General features: G+C 71.3%; 13 protein-coding genes. 9 read left to right on the forward strand and 4 right to left on the reverse strand.

Features of this window, described 5'->3' with window-relative positions; genetic code table 11:
- The first annotated feature begins 48 nt into the window (after positions 1–48).
- The 6 genes from ACQEV8_RS12245 to ACQEV8_RS12270 all read left to right on the forward strand — a co-directional run bounded on the left by ACQEV8_RS12245 (position 49) and on the right by ACQEV8_RS12270 (position 5,752).
- Positions 49–171, forward strand: coding sequence for a hypothetical protein (locus tag ACQEV8_RS12245; RefSeq protein WP_432959674.1), 123 nt, complete (start codon positions 49–51; stop codon positions 169–171).
- Between the two features lie 119 nt (positions 172–290).
- Entirely contained in the window at positions 291–878 is a 588-nt protein-coding gene (locus ACQEV8_RS12250; protein WP_432959675.1) for a winged helix-turn-helix domain-containing protein, read from the forward strand.
- A 75-nt stretch (positions 879–953) separates the two neighbouring features.
- Entirely contained in the window at positions 954–1,964 is a 1,011-nt protein-coding gene (locus ACQEV8_RS12255; protein WP_432959676.1) for an NAD-dependent epimerase/dehydratase family protein, read from the forward strand.
- Between the two features lie 97 nt (positions 1,965–2,061).
- Positions 2,062–3,327: a sensor histidine kinase gene (locus ACQEV8_RS12260; protein WP_432959677.1), complete on the forward strand. Its 1,266-nt coding sequence runs from the start codon at positions 2,062–2,064 to the stop codon at positions 3,325–3,327.
- A complete protein-coding gene (locus ACQEV8_RS12265; protein ID WP_432959678.1) occupies positions 3,312–3,965 on the forward strand; it encodes a LuxR C-terminal-related transcriptional regulator in 654 nt (217 codons plus the stop codon). The genes ACQEV8_RS12260 and ACQEV8_RS12265 overlap by 16 nt, the downstream gene beginning before the upstream one ends.
- 203 nt (positions 3,966–4,168) lie before the next feature.
- Positions 4,169–5,752 carry a DUF1996 domain-containing protein gene (locus ACQEV8_RS12270; RefSeq protein WP_432959679.1) on the forward strand — a complete coding sequence of 528 codons (1,584 nt, stop codon included), beginning with the start codon at positions 4,169–4,171 and terminating at the stop codon, positions 5,750–5,752.
- Positions 5,753–5,846: 94 nt separating this feature from the next.
- On the opposite strand, the gene ACQEV8_RS12275 is transcribed toward ACQEV8_RS12270, so the two are convergent.
- Positions 5,847–6,296 carry a hypothetical protein gene (locus ACQEV8_RS12275; RefSeq protein WP_432959680.1) on the reverse strand — a complete coding sequence of 150 codons (450 nt, stop codon included), beginning with the start codon at positions 6,294–6,296 and terminating at the stop codon, positions 5,847–5,849.
- 126 nt (positions 6,297–6,422) lie between these two features.
- On the opposite strand from ACQEV8_RS12275, the gene ACQEV8_RS12280 reads away from it, so the two are divergent.
- The 3 genes from ACQEV8_RS12280 (at position 6,423) to ACQEV8_RS12290 (ending at position 9,747) form a co-directional block, all read left to right on the forward strand.
- Positions 6,423–6,965, forward strand: a complete 543-nt coding sequence (locus ACQEV8_RS12280) for a tetratricopeptide repeat protein (protein WP_432972633.1) — start codon at positions 6,423–6,425, stop codon at positions 6,963–6,965.
- A gap of 48 nt (positions 6,966–7,013) precedes the next feature.
- Positions 7,014–8,936, forward strand: a complete 1,923-nt coding sequence (locus ACQEV8_RS12285) for a hypothetical protein (protein WP_432959681.1) — start codon at positions 7,014–7,016, stop codon at positions 8,934–8,936.
- 94 nt (positions 8,937–9,030) lie between these two features.
- Positions 9,031–9,747, forward strand: coding sequence for a TetR/AcrR family transcriptional regulator (locus ACQEV8_RS12290; RefSeq protein ID WP_432959682.1), 717 nt, complete (start codon positions 9,031–9,033; stop codon positions 9,745–9,747).
- Positions 9,748–9,759: 12 nt separating this feature from the next.
- Here the strand turns inward: ACQEV8_RS12290 and ACQEV8_RS12295 are convergent, their stop codons facing one another.
- The 3 genes from ACQEV8_RS12295 to pulA all read right to left on the reverse strand — a co-directional run bounded on the left by ACQEV8_RS12295 (position 9,760) and on the right by pulA (position 17,250).
- Entirely contained in the window at positions 9,760–10,116 is a 357-nt protein-coding gene (locus ACQEV8_RS12295) for a 5-carboxymethyl-2-hydroxymuconate Delta-isomerase (protein ID WP_432959683.1), read from the reverse strand.
- Positions 10,117–10,144: 28 nt separating this feature from the next.
- Positions 10,145–11,764: a SpoIIE family protein phosphatase gene (locus tag ACQEV8_RS12300; RefSeq protein WP_432959684.1), complete on the reverse strand. Its 1,620-nt coding sequence runs from the start codon at positions 11,762–11,764 to the stop codon at positions 10,145–10,147.
- A gap of 74 nt (positions 11,765–11,838) precedes the next feature.
- Positions 11,839–17,250 (reverse strand): pullulanase-type alpha-1,6-glucosidase, encoded by a 5,412-nt coding sequence (pulA, locus tag ACQEV8_RS12305; protein ID WP_432959685.1) that lies wholly within the window; start codon positions 17,248–17,250, stop codon positions 11,839–11,841.
- Positions 17,251–17,333: the final 83 nt, after the last annotated feature.

Below are 17,333 nucleotides of genomic sequence, written 5' to 3' on the forward strand. Positions count from 1 at the left end.
TGTGAGAGGAGGGTCCCGGCGCGGGGGGCTCTCTGCTTCAATGGGGCCATGGCCAGCCACCAGAAGTACACCGCGACGGGTCGTCACGACCTCGAGCCCTTCTGGCCGTCCCGTCAGGACTACGACTTCGACCGGGTGTGTTGCCGCGCGACGAACGCGCCGGCCCTCTAAAGCCGTACACCCCGGCCTTCGGCCAGCGCGAACCGCGTACGTCCCTCGGCGACCCCGACCACGAACCCGCGGCCGTCGAACTCTCCGACGAACTCCTCGCGCGAAAGAGCTGACCTCTCATGGCGACCACTCGTTCTCTGTCCACCGCCGCCCTCGACACCCCTCACGTGAACAGCGCCCGGCACCGGCTGCGTGCCGTCGACCGGGACGAGGCGGTGACCGTCGCGGATCTGCTGCCGCCGGGTGCCACCTGGCTGCCGGCACCGCAGCACACGCTGCCCACGCTGCCGGGCCGGCCGCCGATGATCGGCTATCTGGTGCTCGTGCCGGCCGACCAGCAGCCGCCGTTCCCGGTGGCGGTGCCGGACCGCCCGGAGCCCGTCGCCCCCGAGGCCGGTCCCGAGCCGGGCGGCGAGCAGCTGATCCGTGTCGACACCGTGCAGCGCACCGCCCAGGTGGCCGGCCGGCCGCTCGACCTCACGTATCTGGAGTTCGAGCTGCTCGCCCACCTGGTGGCGCACCCGGGCCGGGTGCACACCCGTGACCAGCTGGTCGGCACGGTGTGGGGCTACGGACACGTGGGGGACGGCCGCACGGTCGACGTCCACGTCGCCCGGCTGCGCCGCAAGCTGGGCGCGGAGCACCGCGACACGATCCGGACGGTACGCCGGGTCGGGTACAAGTACGTGCCTCCCGTGGGTCACTGAGCCGTCGGCCCCGGCCCGTCTGCTGACGGCAGATTCCCGTTCCGATCCGCCGCCCCACCGGGCAGAGTCAGGGGCATGAGGCTTTTGATGCTGGGTGGTACGGAGTTCGTGGGCCGGGCGGTCGTCGAGGAGGCGCTGGGGCGGGGCTGGGACGTGACCGTCTTCCACCGGGGGCGGCACGAGGCGCCGCCGGGCGCGCGGTCGCTGCTCGGCGACCGCACCGCGCCCGGCGGTCTCGCCCCCCTCGCCGACGACCCGGGCGAGTGGGACGTCGTCGTCGACACCTGGTCGGCGGCACCCCGCGCGGTGCGGGACGCGGCGCGGCTGCTGCGGGGCCGCGCCCGCCGGTACGTGTACGTGTCGAGCCGCTCGGTGTACGCGTGGGCCCCGCCCGCCGGGTACGGCGAGGACGCGCCCGTGGTGGAGGGCGCCTCGGCCGACGCGGAGCAGACCGACTACGCGCGGGACAAGCGCGGCGGCGAACTGGCCGTGCTGGACGCCTTCGGGGAGGACCGGTCGGTGCTCGTACGGGCCGGGCTGATACTCGGCCCGTACGAGAACATCGGCCGGCTGCCCTGGTGGCTGGGCCGGACGGCACGCGGCGGCCCGGTGCTGGCCCCGGGCCCTCGCGAGCTGCCCCTGCAGTACGTGGACGTCCGCGACCTGGCCGGGTGGATCCTGCTGGCGGCGGAGCGGGAGCTGAGCGGGCCGTACAACGTGACCAGTCCGCAGGGTCACACCACCATGGGCGAGTTGCTGGACACCTGCGTCCGGGTCACCGGCGGTGGCGCCGCGCTCCGCTGGACCGCGCCCGAGGTGATCCTGGACGCCGGGGTCCAGCCGTGGACCGAGCTGCCGGTGTGGGTGCCGCCGGGCAGCGACCTGCACGACGCCCTGCACAGCGCGGACGTCTCCCGGGCGGTGGAGGACGGTCTGGCCTGCCGTCCCGTGGAGGAGACCGTGGCGGACACCTGGCAGTGGCTCCAGGACATCGGCGGTGTGGTGCCCCAGCGGCCGGACCGGCCGCGCTCGGGCCTCGACCCGGAGGTGGAGGCGAAGGTGCTCGCGAACGGCGCAGGGGTGTGAACAACCGCCCCCGCCTCCTGGGGTGTACGTAACAACACCCCCTGACCGGGTGTCCCGGCCCAGTGACCCCGCTCCCCCGCTCGGCGAGACTGACTCCATGACCATCGACACGAAGAGCGGCTACGGGGCAGCGAAGGGGCGGGGCGTCGCGCTCGCCGCGCTACGGGGGCTGGGGGTGGCGCTCGTCTCGCTGCCGGGGGCGGTGCTGTGCTTCACCCTCTCCCTGGTGTCCATGGCGCTCATCCCGATCGGGATCGGGCTCGTCACGACGCCGTACGTACTGAAGGGGGTGCGGGGATTCGCGAACTGGCGCCGGGTGCTCGCGGCGGAGTGGGGCGGGGTGCGGATCCCCCCGGCGTACCGGCCGCTGCCGAAGGACGCCAACCTGTGGGCGGTCACGTTCGGGATGCTGCGCGACCCGGCGACCTGGCGGGACCTGATGTGGCTGCCGGTCGACATGACGGCCGGGTTCCTCACCGCGCTGCTGCCGGCCGTGCTGTGGCTGTACCCGCTGGAGGGCTTCGCCCTCGGGGCCGGGCTGTGGCGGGTCTTCCCCGACGGGTACTGGTACGGGTTCGTCAAGGTCACCGGGCAGTTGTCCGCACTCGGTGCCGCCGTCCTCGGCCTGGTCATCCTCTTCCTCGCGCACTTCCTCACCACGCGGCTGCTGGACGTCCACTTCCGGCTCACCCAGGCCGTCCTGGGCTCCGGCCAGGGCGAACTGGCCGAGCGGGTGCGGGTCCTGACGGAGACGCGGCGCGACGCCGTCGACACCTCGGCCGCCGAGCTGCGGCGCATCGAGCGGGACCTGCACGACGGGGCCCAGGCCCGGCTGGTCGCGGTGGGCATGGACCTGGGCACCATCGAGGTGCTCCTCGACAAGGACCCGGCCAGGGCCAAGGAGCTGATCGCGCAGGCCCGTACGTCGTCGGTCGAGGCCCTGGCCGAACTGCGCGAGCTGGTGCGCGGCATCCATCCGCCGGTCCTCGCCGAGCGCGGTCTCGGCGACGCCGTACGGGCGCTGGCGCTGCGGCTGCCGGTGACCACCGAGGTGAGCGTGGACCTGTCCGGGCGGGCGGAGGCGCCCGTGGAGTCCGCCGCCTACTTCGCCGTCAGCGAGGTGCTCACCAACGCGGTGAAGCACTCCGGGGCCGACCGGATCTGGGCCGACCTGCACCACGCCGACGGGATGCTGCGGGTGTCCGTCACCGACAACGGCAAGGGAGGTGCGGTGATCGAAGCCGGTTCCGGACTCTCCGGAGTCGAGCGGCGGCTCGGTACATTCGACGGCGTCCTGGCCGTCAGCAGCCCCGCGGGCGGTCCCACCATGGTCACCATGGAGATCCCTTGCGCGTTGTCCTAGCCGAAGACCTCTTCCTGCTGCGCGACGGGCTCGTCCGGCTGCTCGAGGCGCACGACTTCGAGATCGCGGCGGCCGTCGAGTCCGGTCCCGAACTGGCCGCCGCGCTGGCCGAGCTGGCACCGGACGTCGCCGTGGTCGACGTACGCCTGCCGCCCACACACACCGACGAGGGGCTGCAGTGCGCGCTCGACGCCCGCCGCAAGCGGCCCGGCCTGCCGGTGCTGGTGCTCTCCCAGCACGTGGAGCAGCTGTACGCGCGTGAGCTGCTCGCGGACGGCAGCGGCGGGGTCGGGTACCTGCTGAAGGACCGGGTGTTCGACGCCGAGCAGTTCGTGGACGCCGTACAGCGGGTCGCCGCCGGGGGTACGGCGATGGATCCCCAGGTCATCCAGCAGCTGCTGGCCCGGCAATCGAGCGACGACGGGCCGCTGGCGCGGCTGACACCCCGGGAGCGGGAAGTACTGGAACTGATGGCGCAGGGCCGGACCAACGCGGCGATCGCCGGCCGGCTGGTGGTGACGGAACGGGCCATCGCCAAGCACACCGCGAACATCTTCGCCAAACTGGGACTTGAGGTCTCGGACGACGACAACCGCCGCGTGCTGGCGGTTCTGGCGTACCTCGACCACGGCCGGTGAAACCGGACCCGTCGGTTCACCGACCGTGCGGGATCAGCAACTCCTGGTATGAAATGGGCTGTTGAGAACACAGAGCCCTCACGAATCTCGCATCAATCTCAGAGACATCTGAACACCCGTGGGACCACCTGCGTATGGAAGGGAGCCGCTTCACTCCTGTCGGGCGCCTCGATGCCCCCGAAAAAGGAAGTCAGAGGAGTTCCATGGGACGCAACACAAGAAAACGCCGGACGCCGATGGCCACCAAGGCCATAGCCGCATCGGCGGCCCTAGCGCTCGGTGGGGGCGGGCTGATCTGGGCAAACTTCTATGCCTCGGCGCATGAGGAGAACTCGGCGAACCAGACGAAGTCCGCGGGTGCGCAGGTCGCCACAATCCAGTGTCCGGACGTAGGGCAGAGCCTGACCGATGTGCCGGACGGCGCGCGCAAGGGCGTGGACAAGGAGCTTGCGAACCTCGACAAGCAGATCAGCGAGGCCTACACCCGGCTCGCCTCCACGCGTCAGGCCCAGGCCGGTGACTCCGGCTTCGTCAACAACGCCATCCTCGGCCCGCTGAAGTCGAAGCGGACCGCGGCCATCGACCGCATCGGCATCAACATCAAGCGGGTCGGTGGCCAGGCGCCGGACAACCTCGCCCAGATGGCCGAGTGCCAGGGCATGAACGCCGACGCCAACACCAACGACGGCCAGGCCGGGGGCGGCCAGAACAACAACGGCGGTCAGAACAACAACGGTCAGGACCAGGGCCAGAACAACGGCGGCCAGGACAACGGCCAGGGCCAGGGCCAGGACCAGGGTGGTCAGGACAACGGCCAGGGTCAGGACCAGGGCCAGGGTGGCAACGGCGGTCAGGGCGGCAACGGCCCGGCGGCGAACGACTTCGTCAACATCGAGGACGTCCAGCCCAACTCGCGCAACCTGCCGAACGGTCTCGCCTCGAACGGCGACGGCGGTTCCACGGGCACGTTCACCACGAACTGCGGTACCAACGAGAACGGCAACCGCAACTCGGACAACGTGATCGCGGCGCCCGGCGTCTCCAACGGCGCGCAGCACATGCACGACTACGTCGGCAACCAGAACAACAACGCTTTCGCGAGCGATGACGACCTGGCCAACGGCCAGACGAGCTGCCAGAACCAGGGCGACAAGTCGACCTACTTCTGGCCGGTCCTCCGGATCCAGGACGGCACGCAGGAAGCCGACCAGGGTCAGCCCGGTGGCGGTCAGGACGGCAACGTCGGCAAGATCGTCGCGCCGAGCCAGGCGGAGCTGAAGTTCGTCGGCAACCGGACGAGCGACGTCGTCGCGATGCCGACGGCGCTGCGCATCATCACCGGTGACGCCAAGTCCCTCACCAACGGCCTGAACAACGCCAACACCTCCTGGAGCTGCACCGGCTTCGAGGACAGGCAGGCCACGGACAAGTACCCGATCTGCCCCGAGGGCAGCAGCATCGTCCGGACGTCCAACTTCCAGAGCTGCTGGGACGGCCAGAACACCGACAGCGCCAACCACCGCACCCACGTGGACTTCGTGGAGGCGGACGGCAGCTGCTCGAACGGCTTCCAGGCCATCCCCCAGCTCCAGGTCAAGCTGGTCTACGACAACATCCCGGCGCCGCAGATCAACAACGGGCAGGTACAGGGCGCGTTCGCGCTGGACGCCTTCCCGGAGCAGCTGCACAAGCCGATCACGGACCACAACGACTTCATCAACTTCTTCGACGAGAACACGATGAACGAGATGGTCCAGTGCATCAACAACGGTGAGAACTGCCAGTAGTCCTCGCCCAGCGGAAAGCCGGCGGTGGGAATTCCCACCGCCGGCTTTCTCGTCTGTTCTGTCTGTCTTTCTCGTCCGTCCGGCCCCGCGTTGGTCAGCCGTGGTGGCTGCTGCCACCGCCGTGACCGCCCTTGTTGTGGCTGCCGCCGGGATTCATGTGCTCGGACCCTTCCTCCATGGTCCCGCCGAGAGTGCTCTGCAGCGCCGTGACCGTCTTCTGCTGGCCCACGGCGACCCACTTGCGGCCGACGAGGTAGTAGCCGCCGTAGTCCTTCGCGCCGTTCAGCCACTCGCGCTGGCCGCGGTCGGTGGAGAAGGTGGCGAGGACGTACTTCTCCTTGCCCTTCTTGCAGAGGGCCTGGCGGATCGTGTCGGCGTCGGTCTGCATGTTCGGCTTGCACTTGGCCTCGGCCGCGATGTGCTCCAGACTGCCGCTCACCTCCTTGGGAACGGCTGCCTCGTCCTTGCCGCCGGATCCGCAGCCGGCCAGCGCCAGTATCGCCACCGCGCCGCTCAGCGCGAGCATCGATCGGGTCACCCTCATCTGTTCCTCCGGTCCTTGTCACGGCACGGTCCGGACGCATGCCGCACGGAGCCCCGGCAAGGGCTCTCGCCTCAGATACGGCTGCGGAGCCCGTAGTGCTCAGATTCCGCTGCCTCCGTGGCACGCGTGTGCGAGGGTGGCACGGTGAACCAGGACTGGGAAGATCGCACAGCCGCTCTGTGGGCCCGCTTCGACGACTACGCCGAGGACGAAGCGGCCGAGGCGCGCTTCCGTGCCGAGGTCGACGCCCTCGTCGCCGAGCTGCCGGAGGGCAGCCCGCTCGGCCCGTTCGAGCAGGCCTGCGCCTGGGACGCCACGGGCCGCTCGGACCTGGCGGTGCCCCTGTACCAGGAGGCGCTGCGGCGCGGACTCTCCGACGTCAGCCCCTACAAGGCCCGCCAGACGAAGATCCAGCTGGCCAGCTCGCTGCGGAACATCGGCCGGGCGGAGGAGGGCGTCGCGCTGCTGACGCCCGAGCTCCTCGCCCCGTCCGACGAACTGGACGACCCGGTGCGCGCCTTCCTCGCCCTGTGCCTGTCCAGCCTGGGACGGGACCGCGAGGCGTTGTCGCTGACGCTCGGCACCCTGGCCCCGCACCTGCCCAGCTACCAGCGGTCGATGGCGAACTACGCCCGGCTGCTCGTGGAGCAGGAGCAGCCGCGGGGGTGACGCTCCGCGGTCAGGTGACCATCCGACCATTCGCTCGTTCTGCTGAACGTGCAGTCACAGGATGTCGCCCAGCGCCCCGCACCCTCCTCCCCCGCCGGCCCGGTCGTCGACGTCGAGCAGGCCGAGGCCGCGCTCGTCGAGCACTACCCGCGGCTCGTGCGGCTCGCCTATCTGGTGCTGCCACCGGGCCTGGGCCGCAGCAGGCGCGTCGTGACCGCACACGCCCTCACCCAGCGCGCACTCCCCCGCAACCGCACTCCGGCACCGGTCATCCCGGCTCAGTCGACCGGCCGTGACGGTGACCCGGGCTACGCCCTGGTCCGCCTCCAGGTGCTGCGTACGGCGCTGGAGGCGGGGCTGCCGCTGCGGCGCAGGGCATGGCCCAAGCGGTCCCAGCTGCCGCCGCTGCTTCCGCAGGTGTGGGGCCTGAAGCTGTTCCCGCGCTCCGGCGGCGCCGACGAACTCGCCCTGGACCAGCGGCTGTCCACCCTGTCGGGACCGGCCCGGGCCGCCTACGCGCTGCGCGGCCTGGAGCGGCTCTCGGACGACGGGGTGCGCGAGGTGCTCACCGCGGCGGGTGTCACCGACGCGGACGGCGCGCTGCTGGAGGCCGGCGGGGTTCCCGCGCAGTACGGACTGCTCGACTCCCCCGAGTTCGACCCCTGCTCGCTCCAGGCCCGTCCCACCGACCTGATGCGGCGCCGCCAGCATCTGAAGGCCGCGCTGGCCGCGGGGGCGGCGCTGCTGGTGTGCGGGGCGCTGCTCGGTCTGCCCGGCGAGGGCTGGGGCCCCGACGGCGCCGCCGCACCCCCGTATGCGCGGAACCCGGCCGCCCAGGCCGCCCTCGACCCGGCGAAGCTGACCCGGGTCCCCCCTGCCGCGTGGCAGAGCTCGGCGCGCACCGACTTCTCGGTGTGGCCGGCCCGCGGCGACCTCACCGGCGACTCGGCCCTGCTGCGCCGCGCCCTGGCCGTCTGGGCCCGCCCCGGCGAGGCGGTCCAGGTGTCGGCGACGCCCGGCACCCTGTCCGGCGGCCCGGCCGGACCGCCCCAGCTGCTGTACGCGGGGACGGTCGACGCCGCGCGCGTGGTGATCCTGTACGACGGTCTGCGCATCGCCCGGTACGCCGAGCCGAAGGACGGGACACAGGGGGCCGCCCTCGACTTCGCCCGGGTCGACGGCGCCGGCCGGGCCGAGGCGAGCGCGGTGGTACTGGGCCGGACCGACGGCAACGTCCGCTATCTGACGGCCCCCTGGGTGTCGAAGGCGGGTGAGCGGGATCTGCTGAAGCCGGGCTCCGGGGCGATGGAGCTCGCCCTCACCGACGGGGTGACCGCGCCGCTGGCCAGCCCGGCCCTCAGGTCCGGTCCGTGCACGTCGTGGAACGTGCTGCAACTGGCCGACGGCAAGCGCACCGGGCTGCTGAGCGACCTCGGCGAACTGGTGCCGGCCCGGCTCACCAGCGGCCGGCCCGGCTCGCCGGGAGAAGCCTCCGGCGCGGCGGCGCTGCGCACCTGGCAGCCGTACGCCTGTTCGCTGGGCTCGGTGCGCTCGGCGGGTGTGCGGAGTGTCAACGCCTGGGCGTTCAACGAGCAGCCGCTGCCGGACGCGAGCGGGTCGGCGGCGTGGGTGTGCACGCGGGCCGAGACCTGGCGGGGCGGCGGGGCGCGGGTGCTGGCGCAGTTCCACACGCCCGGCGGGCGGTACGGGGCGGTGGCGGCGAAGGCCGAGAACGTCCCGGCGTGCGGGGCGCGTGACCCGCATGTGCTGGCCGGGGTGCTGTGGAAGTCGGAGGCGGGCACCTGGTATCTGCTGGCAGCGGGCAGCCGTCGGACCGCGTCGATCCGGGCTACGGGCGGGATCAGCGGGTCGGCCCGGGGCAGTCTGCTGACCGTGCCGGGCGAGCAGGGGGCGCGGGCCGAGTTGAAGGGGACACTGCGGGACGGGCGTTCGCTGGGCGGGCTGCGCTGACCGGGCCGTTCTCGTGACCGCCCGGTGCACCCGGGGGAACGTCCGCGATCGATCCGGTCCGTTCGAGGCTGGAATCGATCGGTAAGGTGTTCGTATGACTACCGGGGTTCGCCGCAGATTGGGAGTCGAGGAGCGGCGGCAGCAGTTGATCGGCGTCGCCCTCGAACTGTTCAGCCGCCGCTCGCCCGACGAGGTCTCCATCGACGAGATAGCGTCGGCCGCGGGCATTTCGCGCCCGTTGGTCTATCACTACTTTCCCGGCAAACTCAGCCTGTACGAGGCAGCGTTGCAGAGGGCGGCGGACGATCTCGCGGCTCGTTTCGTGGAGCCGCACGAGGGTCCGCTGGGGGCGCGGCTGCTGCGTGTCATGGGCCGCTACTTCGACTTCGTGGACGAGCACGGGCCGGGTTTCTCCGCCCTCATGCGCGGCGGACCCGCGGTGCCCGCAGGCGGAGCCTGCTCGATGAGCACCATCTCGACGACCAACGCGCTCGTCGACTCCGTACGGCAGGCCGCGTATGTCCAGATTCTTTCGCACCTGGGCGTGACCGATCCGCCCGCGCGGCTGGAACTGGTCGTCCGTTCCTGGATCTCGCTCGCCGAGTCGACGGCGCTGATCTGGCTGGACGGCCGGCGCATCCCGCGGGAGGAACTGGAAATCCAGCTCGTGCATGACTTCGCCGCGCTGGCCTCCGTGAGCGCCGCCTACGACACGGAGATGGGCGCCCTGTTGCGCCGCATCTTCAAGGAGGAGCCGGCCGACGGCCCGTTCGCCGACCTGGCCGGCCGCCTTCTGACGCTGGCCACCTGAGTCCGCTCAGCCTCAGCCTTCGAATTTCCGGTAGGAGGCGTCCAGGTCGCGCACCTCGGCGGAGGCGTGCAGCACGACCCCGTCGGCGGTCTTCAGATACCTGCGCAGCAGCTCCAGCGCGGCTTCCGTGAGCCGGGCCTTGGTGTCGTCGGTACGGCCGGCGAGCAGCGCGATGTGGACGTGCACATGGGCGTGCCCCTCGGTGTCGGGTCCGACCACGATGTCCTCGGTGGGGCGGAACCGGCTCTTGCACGCCGGCGGCTTGGCGGCCGCGATGTCGACGGTCGCCTCGTGCAGCGCCTTGGCGAATCCGGTCCGGTCGAAGCCGTCCGCGAGGTCGGCGGAATAGTCGACGGTGATCTGCGGCATCAGTACTCCTTCTGGGCGGCCAACACGGTCACCCTAACCGCAGGGCCAGCAGGGCGATGTCGTCCTCCCGGTCGTGGCCGAAGCAGCCAAGGAGCACGTCGCAGAGGGTGTCCAGGCCGGTGGGGGCGTCGGCGGCGGCTGTGCGGAGTTGCTCCAGGGAGGTGTCCAGGGGGATGCCGCGGGTTTCGATGAGGCCGTCGGTGACCATGAGCAGGCGGTCGGCGGGGGTCAGGTGGTGCTCGGTCGCCTGGGGGCGTTCCAGGCCCAGGCCGAGCAGCGGACCGCACGCGTCGACGTACTGCGCGCCGCCCCCGTCGCGCAGGATCAGCGGCGGGATGTGACCGGCGTTGGCGATCCGCACCCGGCCGCTGCCGGGGTCGATCAGAGCCAGGCACACGGTGGCCGTGATGTCGGGGTGGTACCGCTGGAGCATCCGGTCGAGCCGCCCGGCCAGCACGACCGGGTCGCTCTCGTCCACGCAGTAGGCCCGTAGCGCGTGCCGTATCTCGACCATGACGGTGGCCGCGTCCAGCGAGTGCCCGACGACGTCCCCGACCGCGGTGAGCACCCCGTCGGCGGTGCGCAGGGCGGCGTAGAAGTCGCCGCCGATCTCGGTCTGCCGGGAGGCGGGCACATAGCGGACCTCGATGTCGACGCCGGGCAGATGGGGCAGCTTGTGCGGCCGGGGCAGGAAGCTGTGCTGGAGGGTGAGGGCGACGTGCCGCTCCACCTGATACAGCAGCAACGGTTCGGCGGCGAGCGCGGCCGCCTGGGCGAGCCGGGCGAGCAGCCCGTCGTCCGCCGGGTCGCTGATCGCCGTACGCCGTACGGGCGTGGCCAGGCACACGGCCGTACGGCCGTCCTGGGCCGTCGCCACGGTCAGCAGGGCGTCCTCCTCGACACCCGGCCGGAAGATCCCAGCCGGCCACAGCGGCGCGGGGACGACGGTGCTGTGCACGCCCGTACGGCCCTCCGCGAGCCGGCCGGCCAGCCGTGCCGCCGCCTGGTGCGCGCCGCTGTCCGTCGGTGCGGGGCGGCTTCGGGCCGCGCCCTGGTAGGGCTCGCCGTCCGGGGCGATCACGAACACCACGGCGGGCGAGCCGGTGAGGCGGGCGACGCCGTCGGCGGCCGCGGTGGCGAGCTCCCGCGGGCAGCGCGCCGTCTGCACCGTGATGATGGCCTCGGACAGCAGGGTCAGCCGGTGGACTACGGTCTCGGCGCCCGTGGTGCGGCGCGCTCCGCGTACGGCGGCCCGGACGACGGCCTGGATCTCCTGCGGCTCGGCGGGCACGGTCAGATAGGCGTCGCCGCCCGCGTCCAGCCCACGGCACCGGTCCCCGGGCGCGGTCCGGGCGGCGGAGAAGTGCACGACGGGCAGCGCGGCCATGGGTGGCCGGGCCCGGAGCCTGCGGCACACTTCGAAGCCGCTCATGTCCGGCAGGCCCACGTCGACGAGGGCCACGTCGGGCAGGGTGCCGTCGCGCAGCCGGACGTCGAGTTCGACGAGCGCCTCGCCGCCGCTGGCGACGGGCACGACCTGGTGGCCGGCCCGGCTGAGCACCGCGCCCATGGCGTACCGGCTGGCCGCGACGTCGTCCACGACCAGCACGGTGGTGCCGGGCGTGTGCTGTGTGCCGTTGCCGTCCATCTCGAGGAGCACCTCGGGGCCTACGTGGAGGGGGCGGACCGTCGGTCGCGGCCCGCCCCATCCAACCTAGTGCGCTATTCGGCGGCCCGGGTGAAGACGGCGACCGTACGCCCCGGAACGGCGAACGTGCCCGATTCAGCCGCGTAGGAGGACGACTTGACGGTAGGGTCCGCCCCCGCCGCCTGGACCGGGTGCAGCCGGTAGCCGGTTCCGGCGACCGCGGTGACCCGCTGTTCCCGCCGCTCGGGTGTGGCGTTGAAGACGACGACGAGATCACCGAGCCGCATGGTGATCACGCCGGGGGTCTCGTCCTTGCCGGACAGCGGGAAGGAGAGCGTCGACTGCACCTGGCCGGTGGTGGAGAGGGAGAACGCCGGCTCCGCGGAACGGATCCTCAGCAGATCCCGGTACGCGGCCGAGGTGCCCTCGATCTGCTCGCAGCCGACCTCGACCGTGCTCAACAGGGGCTTGCCGTAGGGCCACTTGTCCTTGTTGTCGGCCTCCATGGGCAGGCCACGGCCGAAGCCGTTGCCGTCGGCGCAGTTCCAGTGGACGGCGTTGAACCAGTCGCCGCTGTCGTAGGAGTTGCGGTCCAGGGACTTGGAGCGCAGCAGGTCCGTGCCCGCCTGGGAGAGGGCCGGGCCCTGGGAGAGGGTGGCCGTCGCCATCGCGAGGACCTGCATCCGGGCGCGGTCGGACGCGCTGGTCGTGGCGGGCAGTTTGAAGGCGAGGGCGTCGAAGAGCGACTCGTTGTCGTGCGCGTCGGCGTAGGCGAGGGCCTCTCCGGGGGCGTCGGCGTAACCGGCGGGCTGGCCGTTGTAGTCGACCTCGGCACCGGTGACCTCCTTGCCGTCGGTGCCGGTGAACCGGTAGCCGGCGAGGTTGCCGGAGAGGCCGACCTTGATGAGGTCCTGGTAGTGCAGCAGGCGGGTCTTCTGTTCGGCCGGAGTGCCGTTGTGCTGCGAGGAGTTGGGGTCGGTGTACAGGCCGGACGCGAAGCCCTGGACGCCGGGGTCCTCGTCGAAGGGGCCGCCGCCGCGCACGGCGTCGCGGGCGCGGTCGGAGAAGGTGGCGATGCCGGTTCCGGCCATGTTCTTCTGCGTGGCCTGCGTGAACCGGGCGTCGTCGGCGATCTCGCCGAAGTTCCAGCCCTCGCCGTAGAGGATGATCTTCTTGCCGTCGACGCCGTCCTTCTCCATGGTGAGCGCGTCGAGGGCCTTGCGGACCGCGAGGATGTTGGCCTTCGGGTGGTGGCCCATGAGGTCGAAGCGAAAGCCGTCGACCTTGTACTGCTTGGCCCAGGTGACGATCGAGTCGACGACGAGCTTGCCCATCATGGCGTTCTCGGTGGCCGTGTTGGCACAGCACGTGCTGTTCGCGACCGAGCCGTCGGCGAGGAGCCGCTGGTAGTAGCCGGGCACGATCCGGTCGAGGACGCTCGTCCGCTCCTGGCCGCTCGCCGCGGTGTGGTTGTAGACGACGTCCATGACGACCCGCAGTCCGTCGTCGTTCAGCGCCTTCACCATCTCGCGGAACTGGACCGTGCGGGCCGTGCCGTCCGGGTCGGTGGCGTAGGAGCCCTCGGGGACCGTGTAGTGGTACGGGTCGTAGCCCCAGTTGTAGGCGTCCTTCGCGGCGATCTTCCCGACGCACTCCTGCTGCTTGTCGGAGTCGGCCGGGTAGGAGGCGAGGTCGCAGTCGACGCCCGCCTGGTCGGCCTTGCGCTCCGGGATGGTGGCGATGTCGAAGGCGGGCAGGAGATGGACGTACGAGGTGCCCGCCTTCGCCAGGTCGCGCAGGTGCCTGGAGCCATCGCTGTCCTTGTCGGTGAAGGCGAGGTAGCCGCCGGGGTGCTTCGCCGTGCGGTCCTCGACGGAGAAGTCCCGGATGTGCAGCTCCTGGATCTGGGCGTCCCGCAGCGGTACGGCCTCGGGCTTCCTCAGGGCGCTCCAGCCGCTCGGTGCGAGGGCCTTGTCGTCCAGGTCGACGACGAGGCTGCGCTCCGAGTCGGCGGTGAGTGCCAGGGAGTAGGGGTCGGTGACCTTGTTGGTGACGACCTCGCGGACGCTGGGGGCCCAGACCTTCACCACGTAGCGGTAGGGCTTGCCCTGCCAGGACTTCGGGCCGGTGACGGACCAGACGCCGGTGGTGGCGTCGCGTCGCATCGGGACGGTGGAGTCGCCGATCTCCAGTGCCACCCGCTGGGCCGTCGGCGCCCATACGGACAGCGTGGGGCGGCCCCGGGAGAACGTCGGCCCCAGGTCTGCCTTGGCCGCGCCGGAGTACAGGTCGTCGAGGACGCCGGCGATCTGGACGCCGGTCGCCGCGAGGACGGCACCGTTCGCGGCGTGCCGCGTGGCGACGACCTGGCCGCGCAGGGCCTCACGGACCCGGTCGCGGTCGCGCGGGTCGACGGTCCAGGCGTCGTACGCCTTCAGGTGCGGGAACCCGGCCTTCTGGGCGTCCGTGAGCTCGGTCTTCGACAGGCGCAGCCACTTGGCGTCACCGGTGAGGGCGCCGTCCTTCACCTCGATCGAGCCGTCGCGGGCGTAGAGCAGCTGGGTGGAGGCGGCCGCGTCGGAGCCGTTCCAGGCGAGGGTGTTCCGGTCGATCCAGACCGCCTTGGACGTGGTCAGGTCGAGCGCGGCCGCGGCACCGGCCGGCTGCGGGAGCAGGTACTTCTCCTGGCCGCTCAACAGCCACACCTCGTGACCGTTCGCCTTGAGGTCGAGCGACTGATCGGACGGCAGGTCCTTCTCGTCACCCTTGTGGAGGATGTAGCTGAGGCTGGTGGCACCGTCGGTGAGCGGTACCTCGAAGACCGCACCATAGGTATCAGTCTTGACCGGCTTGAGGGGGTTCGACCAGTCGGTGGGGTGCGCGGCGCCGGTCCAGACGTGCAGGCCCCAGCCGTCGTGGTCGCCGTCGGCGCGGTGGTAGTGCAGGACGGCCTTGGTCTTGTCCGGGGCCGGGTAGTCGGCGGCCGGCTTCTCCGTGCGGACGGTCTCCTCGCCCTGCTCGATCCAGACCTCGCCGGTCCTGGTGACGTCGATGGTGCGGTCGGCGGAGACGTCCTTGTCGCCGTCCTTGTCGATGACGAGGAAGCTGACGTTCGAGGCGCCGGGCTTGAGCTTGACGTAGGCGAAGGCACCGTAGGCGTCCCGGCCGGTGAAGGGGTGGCTGTCGGGCCATGGTGTGGCCTCGCCGTCGGCGAGGTCGCCCCAGGCGTACAGGCCCCAGTCGGCGTAGTTCCCATCGGGGCGCTTGTAGTGGACGATCGCGTGGTCGCGGGAGGTGGCGCTGGGCGGCTCCTCGACGGGCGGGGTGCCGGTGGTGGAGGCGGCCAGGGCGCTCGCGGTGCGGCCGGCCGAGTCGACGACGACCGCCTTGTAGCGCAGGGCGGTGCCGGGCGGTACGTCCTCGGCGACGGTGTGCGTGACCTTGTAGGGGGCGTGGTCGGCGGAGCCGAGGGTCTGCCACTTCCCGTTGCCGGTCTGGGCCGCGAAGACGACCCGGTTGAGCCGGCCCCCGTCGACGTCGGCGGTCAGCTCCACGGTGCCGGTGGCGCCTGCTGCCGGGGCCTTGAGGGTGATCGTCGGCTTCGTGGCGGGCTTGGCGAGCTTGCCGGCCGCCTTGAGGACGATCGCCGAGCCGGCCGGGACGGTGACGGTGAGCTTCTTGTCGCCGTCGCTCTTCAGGGAGGCGTCGGTGCCGTAGACCCCCTTGAAGGCCATGCCGGCCGAGCCGGTGGCGAAGGTCGCGGTCTTCTTGCCGGCGGCGTTGTTGAAGGCGACGACGTACTCGGTGCCGGTGCGCGCGTCCGTACGGGAGAAGGCGTACACCCCTGGGCCGTCGGCCGCGTACCGCTCCTGCTGGACGCCGTCGGTGAGGGCCGGGTTGGCCTCGCGGAGCTTCGCGAGAGCACTGATCTGGCGGTAGAGCGGTGCTCTTGTGTCGTAGGCGTCCTCGGCGTGGGTGCGGTCGGTGCCGATCCGGTCGTCGTCGAGGTAGTCGGCGGTGCGGGAGGCGAACATGCTCTGCCGGGCGTCCTTGTCGCCGCCCGCGCCCGTGAAGCCCTGCTCGTCGCCGTAGTAGACGACGGGGTTGCCGCGGCTGAGGAACATCAGCTCGTTGGCGAGCCGGTCCTTGGCGAGGATCCGGTCGTCGGTGGCCTTGGGGTTGTCCTGCTTCAGGAAGGTCCCGATCCGGCCCATGTCGTGGTTGCCGAGGAAGGTGACCTGCTCGTACGCGTTGGCCTTGCCGGTCGTGTACTTGTAGTCGTCGCCGAAGACGCCCGCGAGCTTCCGCGCGCTGCCGCCCTGCGAGGCGTACTGGCGGGCCGCCTCCTGGAAGGGGAAGTCCAGCGTGGCGTCGAGCCGGCCCTGGGTGACGTACGGGGAAGTGACGGCGGTGTCGGCCGAGTACACCTCGCCGAACATGAAGAAGTCGTCGCGCCCCTGCCGTGCCGCGTAGGCGTCGAGGGCGGTGGCCCACTGCGTCCAGAACTCCATGTCGACGTGCTTCACGGTGTCGATCCGGAAGCCGTCGACGTCGAAGTCCCGCACCCAGCGCTGGTAGATCCTCTCCATGCCCTCGACGACCTCGGGCCGCTCGGTCCACAGGTCGTCGAGGCCGCCGAAGTCGCCGTGCTCGGAGCTCTCACCGGCGAAGGTGGAGTCGCCGCGGTTGTGGTACATCGTCGGGTCGTTGAGCCACGACGGGACCTTGGCGTTCTTCTTGGCGGCCGGAACGGTCGGCGTGCGCGGGAAGGAACCGGCGTCGACCGGCGGGAACTTCCTCGTGCCGTCCGCGTGGTCGGTGTCGTCGAAGGGCTTGCCGTCCTTGGTCAGGTACGGGAAGGCGCCCTTGGAGAGGTAGTCGTACGACTTCTCCTCGTAGTCGACGACGTCGGCCGTGTGGTTGGTGATGACGTCGAAGAAGACCTTCATGCCCTTGGCGTGGGCCTTGTCGATGAGGGTCTCGAGGTCCTTGTTGGTGCCGAAGTGCGGGTCGACCTGGGTGAAGTCGGTGATCCAGTAGCCGTGGTAGCCGGCCGAGGCGTTGGCCCCCGTCCCCTGCACCGGCTGGTTCTTGAAGATCGGGGCCATCCACAGGGCGGTGGTGCCGAGGCCCTTGATGTAGTCGAGCCGCTGGGTCAGGCCCTTGAGGTCGCCGCCCTGGTAGAAGCCCTTGTCGGTGGGGTCGTAGCCGGTGGACAGCCGGGAGCCGGTCAGACCGCCCTTGTCGTTGCGTGGGTCGCCGCCCGCGAAACGGTCCGGGAGGACGAAGTAGAACTGCTCACGGGTGGCGTCGTGCCGGGCGGGCTCGGCGGCGAGCTTCGCGTCGGACGGAGGAGCCGGCGGGGTGGCGGCTCCGGCGGCGAGAGGCTGGACGAGTGCTGCGGCCAGCGCGGTGGCGGTGACCGCGGCGACCCGTCCGGCACGGGAGGTTTGGCGCCTTGAGGGCGCACGCCATCTCGGTATCACTGACGTGGACTCCTTGCGATTGCGGCTCTCACGGGTCCGACCCCGCGCGACCGTATCGCCGCCGAAACACTTACAGCAAGAGT

This window comes from Streptomyces sp. CA-179760 (assembly GCF_050937045.1).
Lineage (GTDB): Bacteria > Actinomycetota > Actinomycetes > Streptomycetales > Streptomycetaceae > Streptomyces.